This is a genomic window from Microvirga sp. HS2 (assembly GCF_055792805.1).
This window is the reverse complement of the sequence record NZ_JBVVAJ010000005.1, coordinates 111,162-126,600: the sequence shown is the minus strand read 5'-3', so window position 1 is coordinate 126,600 and position 15,439 is coordinate 111,162. Positions and strand designations below refer to the sequence as shown.

General features: G+C 64.0%; 10 protein-coding genes. 5 read left to right on the top strand and 5 right to left on the bottom strand.

Annotated features, from left to right (window positions below):
- Nucleotides 1-141 precede the first annotated feature (141 nt).
- Together ACS5Q0_RS06765 and ilvD are read right to left on the bottom strand one after the other, a co-directional pair.
- On the bottom strand, nt 142-2,691 hold the full coding sequence (locus ACS5Q0_RS06765) for a glycoside hydrolase family 113 (RefSeq protein ID WP_473125847.1): 2,550 nt from the start codon (nt 2,689-2,691) through the stop codon (nt 142-144).
- A gap of 443 nt (nt 2,692-3,134) precedes the next feature.
- Nucleotides 3,135-4,964, bottom strand: a complete 1,830-nt coding sequence (gene ilvD / locus ACS5Q0_RS06760) for a dihydroxy-acid dehydratase (RefSeq protein ID WP_473125846.1) — start codon at nt 4,962-4,964, stop codon at nt 3,135-3,137.
- Between the two features lie 99 nt (nt 4,965-5,063).
- On the opposite strand from ilvD, the gene ACS5Q0_RS06755 reads away from it, so the two are divergent.
- Nucleotides 5,064-5,438, top strand: coding sequence for a hypothetical protein (locus tag ACS5Q0_RS06755; protein WP_473125845.1), 375 nt, complete (start codon nt 5,064-5,066; stop codon nt 5,436-5,438).
- 6 nt (nt 5,439-5,444) lie between these two features.
- On the opposite strand, the gene ACS5Q0_RS06750 is transcribed toward ACS5Q0_RS06755, so the two are convergent.
- Complete coding sequence (locus ACS5Q0_RS06750; protein WP_473125844.1) at nt 5,445-5,882, bottom strand: YqaA family protein; 438 nt, start codon at nt 5,880-5,882, stop codon at nt 5,445-5,447.
- A 143-nt stretch (nt 5,883-6,025) separates the two neighbouring features.
- Between ACS5Q0_RS06750 and ACS5Q0_RS06745 the strand changes: the two genes are divergently transcribed.
- The 4 genes from ACS5Q0_RS06745 to ACS5Q0_RS06730 all read left to right on the top strand — a co-directional run bounded on the left by ACS5Q0_RS06745 (nt 6,026) and on the right by ACS5Q0_RS06730 (nt 10,140).
- Nucleotides 6,026-6,163: a hypothetical protein gene (locus ACS5Q0_RS06745; protein WP_473125843.1), complete on the top strand. Its 138-nt coding sequence runs from the start codon at nt 6,026-6,028 to the stop codon at nt 6,161-6,163.
- A gap of 23 nt (nt 6,164-6,186) precedes the next feature.
- Nucleotides 6,187-7,365 (top strand): BaiN/RdsA family NAD(P)/FAD-dependent oxidoreductase, encoded by a 1,179-nt coding sequence (locus tag ACS5Q0_RS06740; RefSeq protein ID WP_473125842.1) that lies wholly within the window; start codon nt 6,187-6,189, stop codon nt 7,363-7,365.
- A 367-nt stretch (nt 7,366-7,732) separates the two neighbouring features.
- Entirely contained in the window at nt 7,733-9,109 is a 1,377-nt protein-coding gene (locus ACS5Q0_RS06735) for a calcium-binding protein (RefSeq protein WP_473125841.1), read from the top strand.
- 50 nt (nt 9,110-9,159) lie between these two features.
- Nucleotides 9,160-10,140: an aldo/keto reductase gene (locus ACS5Q0_RS06730; protein WP_473125840.1), complete on the top strand. Its 981-nt coding sequence runs from the start codon at nt 9,160-9,162 to the stop codon at nt 10,138-10,140.
- 216 nt (nt 10,141-10,356) lie between these two features.
- Here ACS5Q0_RS06730 and ACS5Q0_RS06725 read toward each other — a convergent pair whose 3' ends face one another.
- Together ACS5Q0_RS06725 and ACS5Q0_RS06720 are read right to left on the bottom strand one after the other, a co-directional pair.
- Nucleotides 10,357-14,151: a hypothetical protein gene (locus tag ACS5Q0_RS06725; RefSeq protein ID WP_473125839.1), complete on the bottom strand. Its 3,795-nt coding sequence runs from the start codon at nt 14,149-14,151 to the stop codon at nt 10,357-10,359.
- Nucleotides 14,152-14,267: 116 nt separating this feature from the next.
- Nucleotides 14,268-15,431 (bottom strand): aminotransferase class V-fold PLP-dependent enzyme, encoded by a 1,164-nt coding sequence (locus ACS5Q0_RS06720; RefSeq protein WP_473125838.1) that lies wholly within the window; start codon nt 15,429-15,431, stop codon nt 14,268-14,270.
- Between the last annotated feature and the right edge of the window lie 8 nt (nt 15,432-15,439).

Sequence of the window (15,439 nt, the reverse complement as noted above, 5' to 3'; positions counted from 1 at the left end):
TGATTGGGACTATAGGAAGCAGGTGCCACGCAAGAAAGACGTCAATGTGTTTCGGGCCTCGGTTTAGCGGTGCCCTGGCCGATTGATGAACGGGACGGCCCAGGCCCTCCTGTCTGCGCCGTCCCGTTCTGAGGCCCATCTTCAAATGATCGTGAATTCGCCGTAGGTGAGAGCGGCCTTGTTGGTGAAGAGGGCGATGAGCACCTGAGCACCAGCGCCCGAGCCGTCCGCATCGTAGTAGAGCTTGCCCGTCGAGCGGTCGTAGATCAGGTGATCGCTGGCATCCTTGGCGTGGGGGCCCACGACGAACTTGGAACTGCCCAAGCGGCCCGCCGGTCCGAGCTTCGCCATGTACTTGTTGTCGAGCTGGAAGCTGTCATAGCTCTTGTTGTAGTCCGTGATCTTGTCGTAGCGCGTGGAGCCCGGCCGGTCCCGGAACACGAAGGTGTCGCGGCCCGCTCCCCCGCTGAGCACGTCCCGCCCGGTGCCGCCGTCGAGCGTATCGTTGCCAGCCATACCATAGAGCGCGTCGTTACCCGTGCCCCCGTCGAGCCTGTCGTTGCCCGCACCACCATAGAGCTTATCGTTGCCCGCGCCGCCATAGAGCTTGTCGTTGCCGACATAGCCGTTCAGAACATCCCTTCCGCCCAGGCCCGAGATGGTGTCGTTGCCCGCCTCGCCCGTGAGGCTGTCATTGCCGGGCGTGCCGATCAGCGTCAGAGGCGTCGTCTCGATGACGTTCAGGACATCGATGGTGAAAGTCTGGCTGAAGGTGCCACCGAAGCCGTCATTGGCTTCAACATCGATCGTCAGATGGCGCTGCTGCGTTTCGTAATCGAGCGCCCTGGTCAGCACGAGATTGTGGCCATCGATCCTGAACGTGCCGGTCGGATCGTTCAGCGTAAAAGTCAGTGCATCGCCATCGGCATCGTGGCCCGAAAGAGTGGCGACAACGTCATTCACCTGGGTGCTTTCCGCAACGGTCGACGTCGAGAGAGCGATGCTGTCTGGAGCGATGTTGATCGTGTTGATGGTCTGATCCGCAAATTCCAGAAACTGAATGTTCCTGAGAGTGTCTGTGCCATCGGGCCCGACCACTACGAGGTTCTGGCCGATATGTTCGATCGTGTAAGCGGCCCTGTTCCCTGCGAATCTCGCCGTATTGGTTCCTTCACCACCGTCGAGCGTATCGTTCCCCGCACCGCCGATGAGCACATCGTCGCCCTTGCCGCCGGCCAGGGTGTCGTTCCCTTCGCCGCCGTCGAGGGTATTGGCTGCATCGTTGCCGGCCAGGATGTTGGAGGCCGTACTGCCCGTCAGGTTGATGGCCCCTGACCCTGCTGCGACCATGTTTTCCACGTTGGCGTAATTCGTCAGGTACGCCGAGAAGAACACTGAAACCGTATCGTTGCCACCATCTACGGCCTCGATGATCACGTCATTGATGCTGTCCACGACGTAAGCATCGTCGCCTTGGCCACCGTCCATCAGGTCGTCGCCTGCGCCGCCCCAGAGCAGGTCGTTGCCGCCCCCGCCATTGAGCGTGTCGTTGTGATATCCGCCGTCGAGCTTGTCGGCTGCTCCCGTGCCGTTCCACACGAGTCCGGTTTCGTGCGTCGGGCTGGAGTAGTGATAGGTGATCGTTCCGTTAGCGGGCTTGTCCTGCGTCGTGTAATCGGTCCACGAAACGCCTGCTCCTCCTTCTGCCGGAGGAGCCATCGGGTGTTCGAAGGAGTAATAGCTCCAGAGGAAAGCCCCCGCGAGCCATTGCCCGCCGTAGTGTTCCATCACCTTGTAGAGAGCCGTGTAGCAATCGACCTGCTCCTGCGGGTCGTAGGTGCCGCCGCTGCCGAAAACGCCGGGATCCTTGTTCGCGCCATCCATGCTGCGGAAGCCGACTTCGGTGAAGATGACCTGCTTGCCGTATTGATCGGACAGCGCCTTGTAGTAATCGACGATGGACTTGCCGCCGAGCAGCGTATCCCGGATCCAGGGATTGAAGTGCGGCTTCGTCCAGGCATCCACCATCTGATCGACGGTGGGATCGTCGACCGTCGACATCGGGTAATAGGCATCGACGCCGATGTAGTCGACCTTGTCCCAGAATCCGACATCCTTCACGGTCCAGTAGGTCGCCGCATAGGTGACCTTGCCCGAGAACACGGCCCGCACGGCGTCGATGATCTCCCCCCATTTCTGGGTATAGGTCTTGCCGTCGCTGCAGACCTTGGTCGGATTGATCATGCTGTCCATTTCGGTGCCGACGCAGATCATGTCCGCTCCGGCCGCCTGCGCGGCCTGGGCGTATTGGACCATCATGGCCTTGTAGCTGTCGAACCACGCCTTCGGGTTGGCGGGATCGAGTTCCGCGCGCCACACGCGGTCAACGGTTTCGAGGTGGGGCTTGAGCACCACGTTGAGGCCGAGCGCCTTCGCCTGCTGAATGGTCTGCACGACCCGCTCGAAGGTGTCGCTCTCGTCATCCCAGGGGTTTTCCGCGGTGCCGAGCCTCAATCCCATCGAGTTGCTGAATTTGTTCTCCTGAAAGAAGTTCGGAATGAGCGTGACGGTGCTGGCGCCGGTCGCCGCGATCTGACGCATCGCCGCCTGGCCGCCGGGCGACAGGGCCTGGCCGCCCCAATACGACGGCTGGGTGATGCTTTCCCATTCGAAAATCTGACCGGTGCTCATATGTATGCCCATTCGTCGTGCCTGGCGCTGACAACCGTCGCGCAGCTTAATGCCTGTTTGTTAATTTAATAACGTAACAGACATGTCTTGTCGTTAGGCCAAACGGCTGAAGGGCCCTCGAAGGGCTGTCAGGAAGGCAGTCGGATCAGCATCCTGAGATTGTGATGAAGTGAAGGGTGCAAGGCTGGGTTTATGTCAGCATCACTTGGCTTGTCGCCTGCAGGGATATGACATGCGGCATTCGATGCCGGATATGCGCCGGATGCGACACGCGGCTCATGCGTTGCGCCCGTTCCCAGGTTCCCACCGTCATGGCCGTCCCCGGACTTGATCCGGGGATCAGAGCCGGCCATCCACGACTTCGGAACCGCTGTGCATAAAGACGAGAGATCCCCGGGACGAGCCCGGGGATGACGAGAAGGGTTCAGGGACCGGGTCGATCGTCAGACCTGGCGCACTGCGCCCTTGGCGGCGCTGGTGGTCAGCATGGCGTAGGCTTTGAGGGCGGCAGACACCTTGCGCTTGCGGGGAGCGGCGGGCTGCCAGCCCTTCGCCTCCTGCTCGGCGCGGCGGCGCTCCAGCTCCGTCTCGTCCACGGCGAGCTGGATGCGGCGGTTCGGGATGTCGATCTCGATCCGGTCGCCGTCCCGCACGAGGCCGATCATGCCGCCTTCCGCCGCTTCCGGCGAGACGTGGCCGATGGACAGGCCCGAGGTGCCGCCGGAGAAGCGGCCGTCGGTGATGAGCGCGCAGGCTTTGCCGAGGCCCTTCGATTTCAGGTAGCTCGTGGGATAGAGCATCTCCTGCATGCCCGGTCCGCCGCGCGGTCCCTCGTAGCGGATGACGACCACGTCGCCAGCCTTGACCTTGCCGTTGAGGATGCCGCTCACGGCATCGTCCTGGCTCTCGAACACGATGGCCGGGCCCGAGAAGACGAGAATGCTCTCGTCCACGCCCGCGGTCTTCACGATGCAGCCGTCCAGCGCGAGGTTGCCGGAGAGCACGGCGAGGCCGCCGTCCTTCGAGAAGGCATGCTCCGCATCGCGGATCACGCCGGCCGCGCGGTCGGTGTCCACGCTGTCGTAGCGGCTTTCCTGGCTGAAGGCCGTCTGCGTCGGCACGCCACCCGGCGCGGCGCGGTAGAAGTCGTGCACGGCATGGCTGTTGGTGCGGCGCACGTCCCAGCGGTCGAGGGCGGCCTTCATGTTCTCGGCATGGACCGTCGGCAGGGAGGTGTCGAGAAGGCCCGCCCGGTCGAGCTCGCCGAGGATGGCCATGATGCCGCCGGCGCGATGCACGTCTTCCATGTGCACGTTGGCCACGGCGGGCGCGACCTTGCAGAGCACCGGAACCCGGCGCGAGAGGCGGTCGATGTCGGCCATGGTGAAGGGCACCTCGGCCTCGTAGGCCGCCGCCAGCAGGTGCAGGACCGTGTTGCTCGACCCGCCCATGGCGATGTCGAGGGTCATGGCGTTCTCGAAGGCCGCGAAGGAGGCGATGGAGCGCGGCAGCACGCTCGCGTCGTCCTGCTCGTAATAGCGGCGGGCGAGATCGACGATCAGGTGGCCGGCCTCCACGAAGAGGCGGCGGCGGTCGGCGTGGGTCGCGAGCGTCGAGCCGTTGCCCGGCAGCGAGAGGCCCAGGGCCTCGGTGAGGCAGTTCATGGAATTGGCCGTGAACATGCCCGAGCACGAGCCGCAGGTGGGGCAGGCGGAGCGCTCGATGGCCTGGATGTCCTCCTCGGCCACCGTGTCGTCGGCGGCGGCCACCATGGCGTCCACGAGGTCGAGCTTCTTGGTCACGCCCTTGAGCTGCACCTTGCCCGCTTCCATCGGCCCGCCGGAGACGAAGACCACGGGGATGTTGAGGCGCATGGCGGCCATCAGCATGCCGGGGGTGATCTTGTCGCAGTTCGAGATGCAGACCATGGCGTCTGCGCAATGGGCGTTGACCATGTATTCCACGGAATCGGCGATCAGCTCCCGCGAGGGCAGGGAGTAGAGCATGCCGTCATGGCCCATGGCGATGCCGTCATCCACCGCGATGGTGTTGAATTCCTTGGCGACGCCGCCCGCCTTCTCGATCTCGCGCGCGACGAGCTGCCCTAGGTCCTTCAGGTGGACGTGGCCCGGCACGAACTGGGTGAAGGAGTTGACGACGGCGATGATCGGCTTGCCGAAGTCGGAATCCTTCATGCCGGTGGCCCGCCAGAGGCCGCGGGCGCCCGCCATGTTGCGGCCGTGGGTGGTGGTGCGAGAGCGATAGGCTGGCATGGGGTGTACTCTGGTCCTCACAATCCGTAAGTCAGTCTTGTTCGGCTGAAAACGCCCGACATGCAAGCGGTTTTGGTGCCGCCTTTAGGCGCAGAACGCATGCCGGAGCGGCATCTCACGCCTGAAAAGCGCCCGGCCGGCTTCGAAATGCGCCGCTTCCAAGCTGAACCGTCGCCACTGGTCCGCGTTGTCCCTGTCAACATCATCGAATACGGGCAGGATGACGCCATGGTGCCGAAGACCGACTGGGATGCCCCCGCTCATCTCCAATACGAGCCGATCATCGCGCCCAAGGGAGGCGCTCACCGCGACGCGAGCGACGTGACCGAGTTCAAGAACCTCCGCGAGGCGGTGCACTGGGCCATGACCAACGAGGCTCCGGCCGGCATGCAGGCCGTGATCCGCACCTCCTCCGGAGCCGTTCTCGGCCCCGCGATGCTGGAAGAGATCTGGCTCAGCCTCCAGGGGCCGTGACGTCCTTCAGGTCCAGCCCAGGCTGAGCGCCCCGACCGCGAGGTAGCGGCCCGTCTTGGCGAGCGCCACGAGCAGGATGAAGACGGGGAGGGGCTCGCGCAGCACGCCCGCCACGATGGTGAGCGGATCGCCGATCACCGGCATCCAGCTCAGCAGCAGGGTCCAGCGCCCATAGCGCCGATACCAGCCCTCCGCGCGGGCCATCTGCTCGCGCTTGATCGGAAACCAGCGCCGGCCCTCGAAGCGGCTGAGAAAGCGCCCCAGGAACCAGTTCACGATCGAGCCGAGAACGTTGCCCAGGCTGGCGACGAGGATGAGCAGCCATCCGTGGCCGTCGCCCGCCACCAGGAGGCCGAGGAGCACGGCCTCCGACTGGAACGGGAAAATGGTGGCCGAGAGAAACGCAGCAGCGAAGAGAGCGCCGTATTCGGCAAGATGCAGCATGAGGGTCTGGGAAAGCCGTTGCGGGGCCCCGGCCTTACCATGCTTCGCCGAGGTTCCCAAAACCGACCCGGCGACAAACGGATGGAGAGCCCGCGTCGTGATCCCCTCTCGTCATCCCCGGGCTTGTCCCGGGGATCCACGTCTTGACTTCGCCGGAGTTCCAAGACGTGGGTGGCCGCGACAAGCGCGGCCATGACGGAGAGGGAGCGGCCATCGTCTGCTCCAGCTTGCGCGATCCGGCCAAACTGAACTACCAACGCCGCTCGCCTGCCTTCGTGTGAAAAACCTCTCGGGAACGCGTCTCTTGGAACAGTTCGATGTCGTGGTGATCGGCGCCGGCGCAGCCGGCATGATGTGCGCCGCCGAAGCCGGCAAGCGCGGGCGCTCCGTGCTGATCCTCGACCATGCGGCCAAGCCCGGCGAGAAGATTCGCATCTCCGGGGGAGGGCGGTGCAACTTCACCAATCTCAAAGCTGCGCCCGCCAACTACATCTCGCAGAACCCGAGCTTCTGCATCTCGGCCCTGCGCCGCTACACTCAAGCCGATTTCATCGCCCTCGTGGAGCGTTACGGGATCGCCTATCACGAAAAGACGCTCGGCCAGCTGTTCTGCGATGGCTCCTCGCGGCAGATCGTGGATCTGCTCCTCACCGAGATGAAGCAGGCGGGCGTCGCGCTGCGCCTGCAGACATCCGTGACGCAGGTGGAGAAGAACGCGGGCGGCTTTCATCTCACCCTCTCGAACGGAGCGGTGCAGTGCCGCTCCCTCGTCGTGGCGACGGGCGGCAAGTCGATTCCGAAAATGGGGGCGACCGGCTTCGGCTACGATCTCGCGCGTCAGTTCGGTTTGAACGTTCTCGAAACCCGGCCCGCGCTCGTTCCGCTCACCCTCGAGCCGACATTGCTCGAGCGGCTGACGCCTCTCGCGGGCGTTTCCGTCGATGCGGTGGTCGGCTGCGGCAAGACCACGTTCGCCGAGGCGATGCTGTTCACCCATCGTGGATTGAGCGGCCCGGCGATCCTGCAGATTTCGTCCTATTGGCGCGAGGGCGCGGAGATCGTCGTGTCCATGCTGCCCGGCGTGAACCTGTTCGAGGAATTGCGCGCGGCCCGCGCCCAGAACGGCAGGCAGGCGCTGCAGACGGCGCTCTCCGCCTTTCTGCCGAAGCGCCTCGCGCAGCTGATCGCGGAGTCGGAGAAGGGGCCTGCGAACCTCGCCGATTGCTCCGACAAATATCTGCGGCGCATCGACGAAGCGGTGAACCGGTGGCGCTTCAAGCCCGCGGGCTCGGAAGGCTATCGCACGGCCGAGGTGACGCTGGGCGGCGTCGACACCCGCGAGCTCGATTCACGGACCATGGAAGCCAAGTCCATTCCCGGCCTCTACATGATCGGCGAGGTGGTGGACGTGACGGGCTGGCTCGGCGGCTACAATTTCCAATGGGCTTGGTCGTCCGGCTGGTGCGCGGGACAGGTGGCCTGACACGCGATCCCTGCGCTCTTCGGGAGAGCGCAACATCGCAGGATATTCGCCTCTCGAGCTGGGCTCTGCTCCAGGTGTTCTGAACGCGTGCCTGAAAGATTTCCATCAGGGAAAGAGGCTACGGCTTTAGGAGTAGGAATACCCGTTTTATCAATGGTGTTTCCTGCCGCCCTTCGTAGACTCGATGCACCCGTTGCTCGATGCCGGTCATGCGTGAGTTCATGCGAGGCAACGAGAGATCCTCGATGTCGAGCATCGAAGTGCCGTCTGTCGTGTTCCGTCGAAGCAGGTCGCCGCCACCAGCAGGGCCGCGACCAATGGAAGCTCGCTCGCCATTCAGCGAACCGCAGAACAGGAGACTGAGATCATGGCAGTTATCCTTGGAACGCCAGCCGACGACATCCTCCCGGGCACGGCGGGCGACGATTCCATCTATGGCGGGCGCGGCAACGACACGCTGAGCGGCTTGGCCGGCAGCGACTGGCTCGATGGCGGCAGCGGCAACGATAGCTTGAGCGGCGGCGGGTTCGGTTCCGATACTCTGCATGGCGGAGCCGGCAACGACACCCTGACCGGAGGAGACGTGAGTGACGTCCTGATCGGCGGGTCGGGCGACGACCGGTTGAGCGGCGACAGCGGGATCGACCCGATCGGAAGCGATTTCCTGGATGGCGGGAGCGGCAACGACACTTTGGACGGCGGCCGGTTCGGCTTCGACACCCTTTACGGGGGGACGGGCAACGACATCCTGACGGGGAGCTCGGACAGAAACACGCTGGTCGGCGGGGCCGGCGACGACACCCTGATCGGTGGCGGCGGCTCACCCTTCGACAACGATTTTCTCGACGGCGGGAGCGGCAACGACTCCCTGGACGGCGGAGGTGGCAACGACACCCTGTATGGCGGATCCGGCAACGACATCCTGAATGGGGGAGAGGGCAACAACGAGCTGTATGGCGGAAGCGGCAACGACACTCTGACTGCGGGATCGGGAACCGAACCGACCGGCAGGAATCAGCTGTTCGGTGGGGACGGACACGATTTGATATTCGGCGGGCTTGGCGACGACGTTCTTGACGGAGGAGCTGGGAACGACAGCGTGATCGGCGCCTTCGGCAACGACAGGCTCGAGGGAGGGGACGGCAATGACACGCTGAATGGCGGAGGCTCCTCGGACACCCTCTATGGCGGAGCAGGCAACGACACCCTGTATGGCGGCGGCGAGAGCAGCAATCTTACCGGCGATCGACTCTATGGCGGGGCCGGGAGAGATTTCCTGGATGGACAGGCGGGCCACGACAGATTGGATGGCGGCGCCGGAAACGACACTCTGAACGGCGGGTCGGGCAATGACATCCTCGCCGGAGGAACGGGATCGGATTGGCTCACCGGTGGAAGCGGGACCGATACGTTCAGTTTCCAGTTGGGCGAGACGGGGATCACCACCGCGACGGCTGACGTCATCGCCGATTGGAGCGCGGGCGACCGGATCGACATGTCCATCGCCGGATCGGCTTCGAATTACGGCGAAGCGGTCACCGCGGCGAATTCCATTCGCGCTGCCGCGACGGCGGCCGAGAGCCTCTTCACCGACCCGTCGGTTCGCTACGGGTTTCTCTACAATGCCGGGACGAACACAGGCTATCTTCTCTCCGACCTTGACGGTAACGGGACCTTCGAAACCGGAATCGTTCTTTTGCGGGCGGGATCGGCCACTGCGATGGACTGGTCGAATATCGTTTAGGCGCTAGTTCCCGGGCCTCGCGCCGATCGGCGCCCGGCCAGGAGAACGCCATGCAGACACGCCATCTCGGACAGTTGAAAGTCTCCGCCATCGGTCTCGGCTGCATGGGCATGTCGGAGTTCTACGGCGGGCGTGACGAGGACGAATCCATCGCCACGATCCACCGGGCCATCGAACTCGGCGTGACCTTCCTCGACACCGCCGACATGTATGGGGTCGGGCACAACGAGGAACTCGTGGGCCGCGCCATCAAAGATCGCCGCGACAAGGTGGTGCTCGCCACCAAGTTCGGCAATGTGCGTGGACCCAACGGCGAGCGCCTCGGCATCAGCGGCAAGCCCGATTACGTGCGCCAGGCCTGCGAGGCGAGCCTCTGGCGATTGAAGGTCGACGTGATCGATCTGTACTACCAGCACCGGGTCGATCCGGACACGCCCATTGAGGACACGGTGGGCGCCATGGCCGAGCTCGTGCGCGAGGGCAAGGTGCGCTATCTCGGGCTCTCGGAGGCCGCGCCCCAGACGATCCGCCGCGCGCATGCGGTTCACCCCATCACCGCTCTGCAGACGGAATATTCCCTCTGGAGCCGCGACCCGGAGGATGAGATTCTAGCTACCGTGCGCGAGCTCGGGATCGGCTTCGTGCCCTATTCGCCGCTCGGACGCGGGTTCCTCACGGGACAGATCAAGAGCATCGACGATCTGGAGCCGGATGATATCCGCCGAACCGCTCCGCGTTTCCAGGGCGAGAACTTCCAGATGAATCTCGACCTCGTGCGCGAGATCGAAAAAATGGCGCAGGAGAAGGGCTGCACCCCCGCACAGCTCGCGCTCGCCTGGGTGCTTGCTCAAGGCGACGACATCGTGCCGATCCCCGGCACCAAGCGTCGCACATATCTGGAGCAGAATATCGAAGCCCGCGACGTCACGCTGACGAAGGACGATCTCGATCGGATCGACCGCATCATGCCGCCCGGCGCCGCTGCCGGAACGCGCTATGCAGCGGCGGGCATGCAGACGGTCGGGCGATAATATGAAGACCGCGGCGGCAACGCTGCCGCAGTCTTGCTCTTCGATCGCCGTTTCGGCCTGGCTCTACCGTCATGGCCGCGCTTGTCGCGGCAATCCACGTCTTCGGCGGAAAGGCGTGGATCCCCGGCCCAAGGCCGGGGATGACGGTGGAGGTTGCCGGAGCCCGTACTCCGCCGCAATAGTCGCATGGAGGAGTAAGCGGGTTCGCACGATCCGCTAGATCACGGCGAAGTCGTTATAGGCGATGGCCTTGTCCTTGCCGATATTGGCGAACACCACCTGCCCGCCGGCCTTGTTGCCGTTCGCGTCGTACCACAGGTCGCCGGTGGCCTTGTTGTAGCCGATGTAGTCGTTGGCATCGGCTGCAGCCGCGCCGAGCTTGAAGAAGCTCTTGCTGAGCGTGCCGGTCTTCTTGAGCGCCTTGAACACGCCGTTCTCCAGCAGGATCGTGTCGGCGGTCTTGTTCCAGTCCATGATCCGATCCTTGTTGGTCCGGCTGCTGAAGCTCGTACTGAACACGAACTTGTCGGAGCCCGTCCCGCCATAGAGCACGTCGTTGCCGGCGCCGCCGTTCAGCGTGTCGTTGTCGATGCCGCCCTTCAATGTGTCATTGCCGCCGCCACCGTTGAACGCATCCCGGCCGATATTGCCGTAGAGCTTGTCCTTGCCTGACGATCCGGTGGCCCGTTCGCCGAGCACGTCGCCAACGGTGATGGTCAGGTCCTGCTCGTAGGAGCCGCCTTCCTGATCGGTCACCTTGACCCGGATGGTGTGCACCTGGGCCTGCTCGAAATCGAGCAGGAGGCGGTTGGCGACTTTGATCGTCCAGGATTCACCTTCCTGCACCAGCTTGAAGCGCCCGCCTGCAGTGTTGAGCAATTGGTAGGTGAAGGTATCGCCGCTGTTCGGATCGCTCGCCGCGAGAGTGCCCACGACGGCGTTGATGCTGGCCAGCTCGCTGACGCTCGTTGCGCTCAGGCTGATCCCGTCCGGATCGGCGTTGGCATAGGTGCCGCCCGCATCGGTGATGGTCGCGATGCCCTGCCGGAAGAGCTGGGCGCGCTCGGCCAGGGTGAAGGCGGATCCCGTGAGCGTGACGGAGGCCGTCACGCCTTGCGCCGCGCCTGCTAGGAGAGCCGTCGCGCGGTCATCGAAGGTCAGGCTCCCGTTGCCCTGGAGAATGATCGCCTCCATGGCCTCGATGGTCTTGTCGCTCAAATCGTAAGCGCCGGCTGCGAGATGGAGCCGGTCCGTGCCGCCGCCGCCGTTGATATGCGTGATGCCGCTGGCCAGGATGGCCGCATTGGCCACGATGGTGTCGGCGCCTGCCGAGCCCTGGAGGGTCTCGATGCCCGTGAATGCCGCGAAAAAGGTCAGGTCGCTTGCGCCCATACCGAGCACCAGAGTGTCGTTGCCTCCACCGCCGTCGAGCCTGTCGCCTGCGGTGATGGTGCCGGCAGCAGCCGTATAGGCTTCTTCTGCATCGGTTCCGGTGATGTCGTCGGTGCCTTCGGTCAGAATGGTTGCACTGTCAGGAGCGATGGTAACGATGACGGAGGCCTCGGAGTAATGCGCTGCCTTGTCCGTGATCGCGAGGACAAGTGCATCATGGTCCAGAAGGTGATTGTCCGCGGAGGTGTTTTTGTAGGCGAGTGCCTTGATCAGCTTTTCCACGAGGGCGCGGGTCGCTGCTGGGTAGAACTCGATGTCGAGGCTCCACTGACTGGACGTGTCGCCTATCTTGCCGATCTGAACGCCGTCGACAGTGATCTCGCTGCCATGATTCAGCGCGTTGCTGAGAGCAATGCCGTTCCCGATATGGATGTCCACGAATGTGTCGGTATCACCGAATTTCTGCAGCGAAGAGAAGGAGAGGCTCGCCAGATCATTGTCCTCGCCTGCGATCTGCACATTGCCTCCGGCATCGACGAGCGCGCTCTCTCCGGCCTGAAGTCGGATGCTGTCGCCGTCGATATTGCTCAGCGAGGGCGCCAGATTCTCGGTGGTGCGCCCGCTTCTATCGGTGATCTTGTCGATCCCCCTCAGGAAATAGGCCTCCCTCTCGGCATCCGACAGGTCGTGCCCGGTCAGGATCAGATGATCGCTCTGCGTGAGGCGGCCGTCCACCAACTGAGCGGTCTCAATGTTGTCGACGGTCACCTCTGTCCCGTCATTCCAGAGCCTGATTCTCCAGAAGTCGGTAACGGTCTTGCCGCTCAGGTCGAAAGACGTTCCGGCGCGGAAAGACAACGTGTCGCCGTTGCTGCCGTCGCCGGTCGTGCCGTTATGCCCGCCGCCGTCGATCGTCGTGACGCCCGCCAATTGGGTGGCGGCGATGCTGATGTCGTCATCCTGGGCGGAGCCTCGGATGATCTCGATGCCGGACAGGCTGGCCATGCGGTAAAGGTCGAACCCGACGGGCCCCGGGCTTTGTGTGATCAATTGGAGCGTGTCGGTTCCGCCGCCCCCGTCGAGCCGGTCGCCTGCGACCATGAGGTTCTCCGGCGTGGCCTCGAAAATCTCGTTGGCGTCCGTTCCGACGATGTCGTCGACGCCGTCGGTGAGGGATCGCGTGACGGGCGGGTAGACGGAGACGTCCGCCTGCGCTTGCCGTCCGCCGACATCGATCATCGAAATGTCGATCGTGCGCGATTCCGCAAAGGCGCCGTTCGCTTTGGTATAGGTCAGCGAGCGAAGGACGTCCTGGGCCATCGCTGCCGTCGCGTTCGTATTGAAGGTGATGCTGAGGGAAGACGATCCCCAGCCCTCGACGAGGCCGATGACCGCCCCATCGTATTGCAGGTTCTTGGTGTTGGAATTGTTCGTGTTCGAGAGCGTCAATCTCGTTGAAGAGGCGATCCCGATGACCTCGTCCGGATCGGCATTTCCCATCATGTGCACGGACAGAAAACTCAGCCGTCCGTCATCCACGCTCAGCACGGCATCCCGGTTGAAATCAATGAAGACCGGGGTGCCGAGAACGGCGTTGATGGAGTTCCCGTCGAAATTCGTGACCGTTGGGGCGTGATGGGTCGTGGTCACGTATGCGCCGCCCTCGACCTCACGCGCGACGATGGTGTCGACGCCCTGGAGGTGCAGCGCCTGCCGCTCCTGCGCCGTCAGGGTTCCCACGGTCAGAGTCAGCTTGTCGTTCGTCGTGTCTCGTCCGTTGACGAGCTTGGCGGTCGCTGCGTCGTCGACGGTGATCTCGGCACCGTTGTTGACGAGATTGATCTTGCCGAAGCCGATGATGTCCGTGTTGGTGAGATCGATCGAGTTTCCCCTGATCACCAGCGTGTCGCCGATCGTCGCTCCCTCGCCCTCGATTCTCCGGACATCGGTGAGCTGGCTTCCCGCGATGACGATCCAGTCGTCGGCGGCCGTGCCCTTGATCGTCTCGACGCTCGACAATTCACCCATCAGATGCAGATCGAACTCGTCGCCGCCGGTCAGGATCAGGGTGTCGTCGCCATCGCCGCCTGCCAGCTCGTCGCCGCTGCTCAAGGTGTTCCTGTCTGCCGTGAAGACATCGGAAGCTCCGGTTCCGACGACGCGGTCGGCGATGGTGACGAGGGCTTCGGCCGAATACCCACCGCTGTCCTCCAGCAGCAGACCGATCAAGCTTCCCGACGTGAAACCGCTCGCCGTGGACGTATCGGCATAGGCGACGGCGCGGATGAGCTGCTGGACCAGCGCCGGAGAGGCGGCTTCGTTGAAGTCAAAGCCTATCCCGGCGTCGTCCGCATACGCGATGGTCCCGATGACGATGTCGCCCACCTGGATGGGCTTGCCCGCCACAACGCCCTCGGGAGCCGTGACCCCGCCATCGGCGAGCTGGAGACTGAGAACATTCGTGATCGGACCGGTCCACAGATTGATCTGGAGGCGCTGGAGCGGATGATCGCCGGGCACGATTGCCACATTGGAGCCCGTGTCGATCGACACCGGCGCTCCGTTCGGGACCCGGATAACCGTGTCGCCGTCGAGGTTCAGAATCTGCAGTTCGGCCATGGGGCCCTCCTGGGACAGGTGCAACTTCCCAGGAGTTCACTAAATCATAAGTAATAACATTGCAAATACGGGCCTTCAGGCCCATCGGGATTCCAGAGTCGGTATCGCTTCCAAGGTCAGGCGAGCGCCGCGTCCGCCTGCAGGCGTCTGGTGAACTCGTCCACCTCCTCCTGTGTCTGGTAGAGGCCGAACCCGATCCGCAGCCGGTCACCCCTGACGTCGGTGACCACATGGTGCCGCTTGAGGCGGGCATAGAGGCTCTGGGCCTGTTCCGTCTCGAAGGTCAGGAAATTGCCGCGCCGCATCTCGTCCTGCGGCACGACGAGGCGGGCCTCGCCGAGGGTCGGAATTTCGGGAACATGCCGCAGGAAATGCTGCTGCAGCGCCTTCGCGTGGGCGTGCACGATGGCCGGCGTGATGCCCTCGGCCCTGAGCCAGCGCATCACCGCGTTGAAGCGGTAGATGCCCGAGGGATCGAAGGTCGCGCCCATGAAGCGCCAGCCGTCCTCGCTGTAGCCGACCTGTCCCCGCTGCGCGTTGGCGAGGTTGCCGAAGGCGGCGTACCAGCCGGTGTCGCGCGGGCGCAATCCCCAGCCCGGCGGGCAATGCATGAAGCAGGCGCCTTCGCCCGCCATGGCGTATTTGTAGCCGCCCGCCATGTAGAAGGCGCAGTCCGCGATGGAGCTCAGGTCCGTCGCCCGCGCCATGAAGCCGTGATACCCGTCGATCACCACCATGGCATCGGAGTGAGCGGCCTCCGCGAGCCGTCGCACATCCGGGGCGAAGCCCGAATTGAAGAAGACCTGGCTGACGAAGACGAGATCGAACGCGTCGCTCGCCACTGCGCAGAAGCGGTCCTCGAAGGTCGTGAAGGGCTCCGTCGGAACGCGCGTGACGATGGCGCTCCCGTCCTCTTCCAGGCGCGCGATCTGCCGGCTGAAGGAATGGAATTCGCCGTCCGAGGTCAGGATGCGGACCGGCCTGTCCGCCGCGAAGCAGGAGAGAATGCGCTTGAGGAATTCGTGCGTGTTGGGCGCAACGGCGATCGTGCCCGGATCGGGAAGACCGAGATGGCTTGCCACATGCGCGCGAAACTCGTCGAAGACGGGGCCGAGCACATGCTCCCATTTGTCGTCGACGAGGCGGGCGGCATCGTCCCAGGCCTGCAGGTGCGCCTCGCGCGTGACGTCCGGCCAGGGATGGTGGCTGTGCGCCGCGAAATGAAGGCGCTCCGGCGCGGCGTTGAGGAAACGGGAGAAGTGGGAACGCAGATCGAGCATGGGGGCCT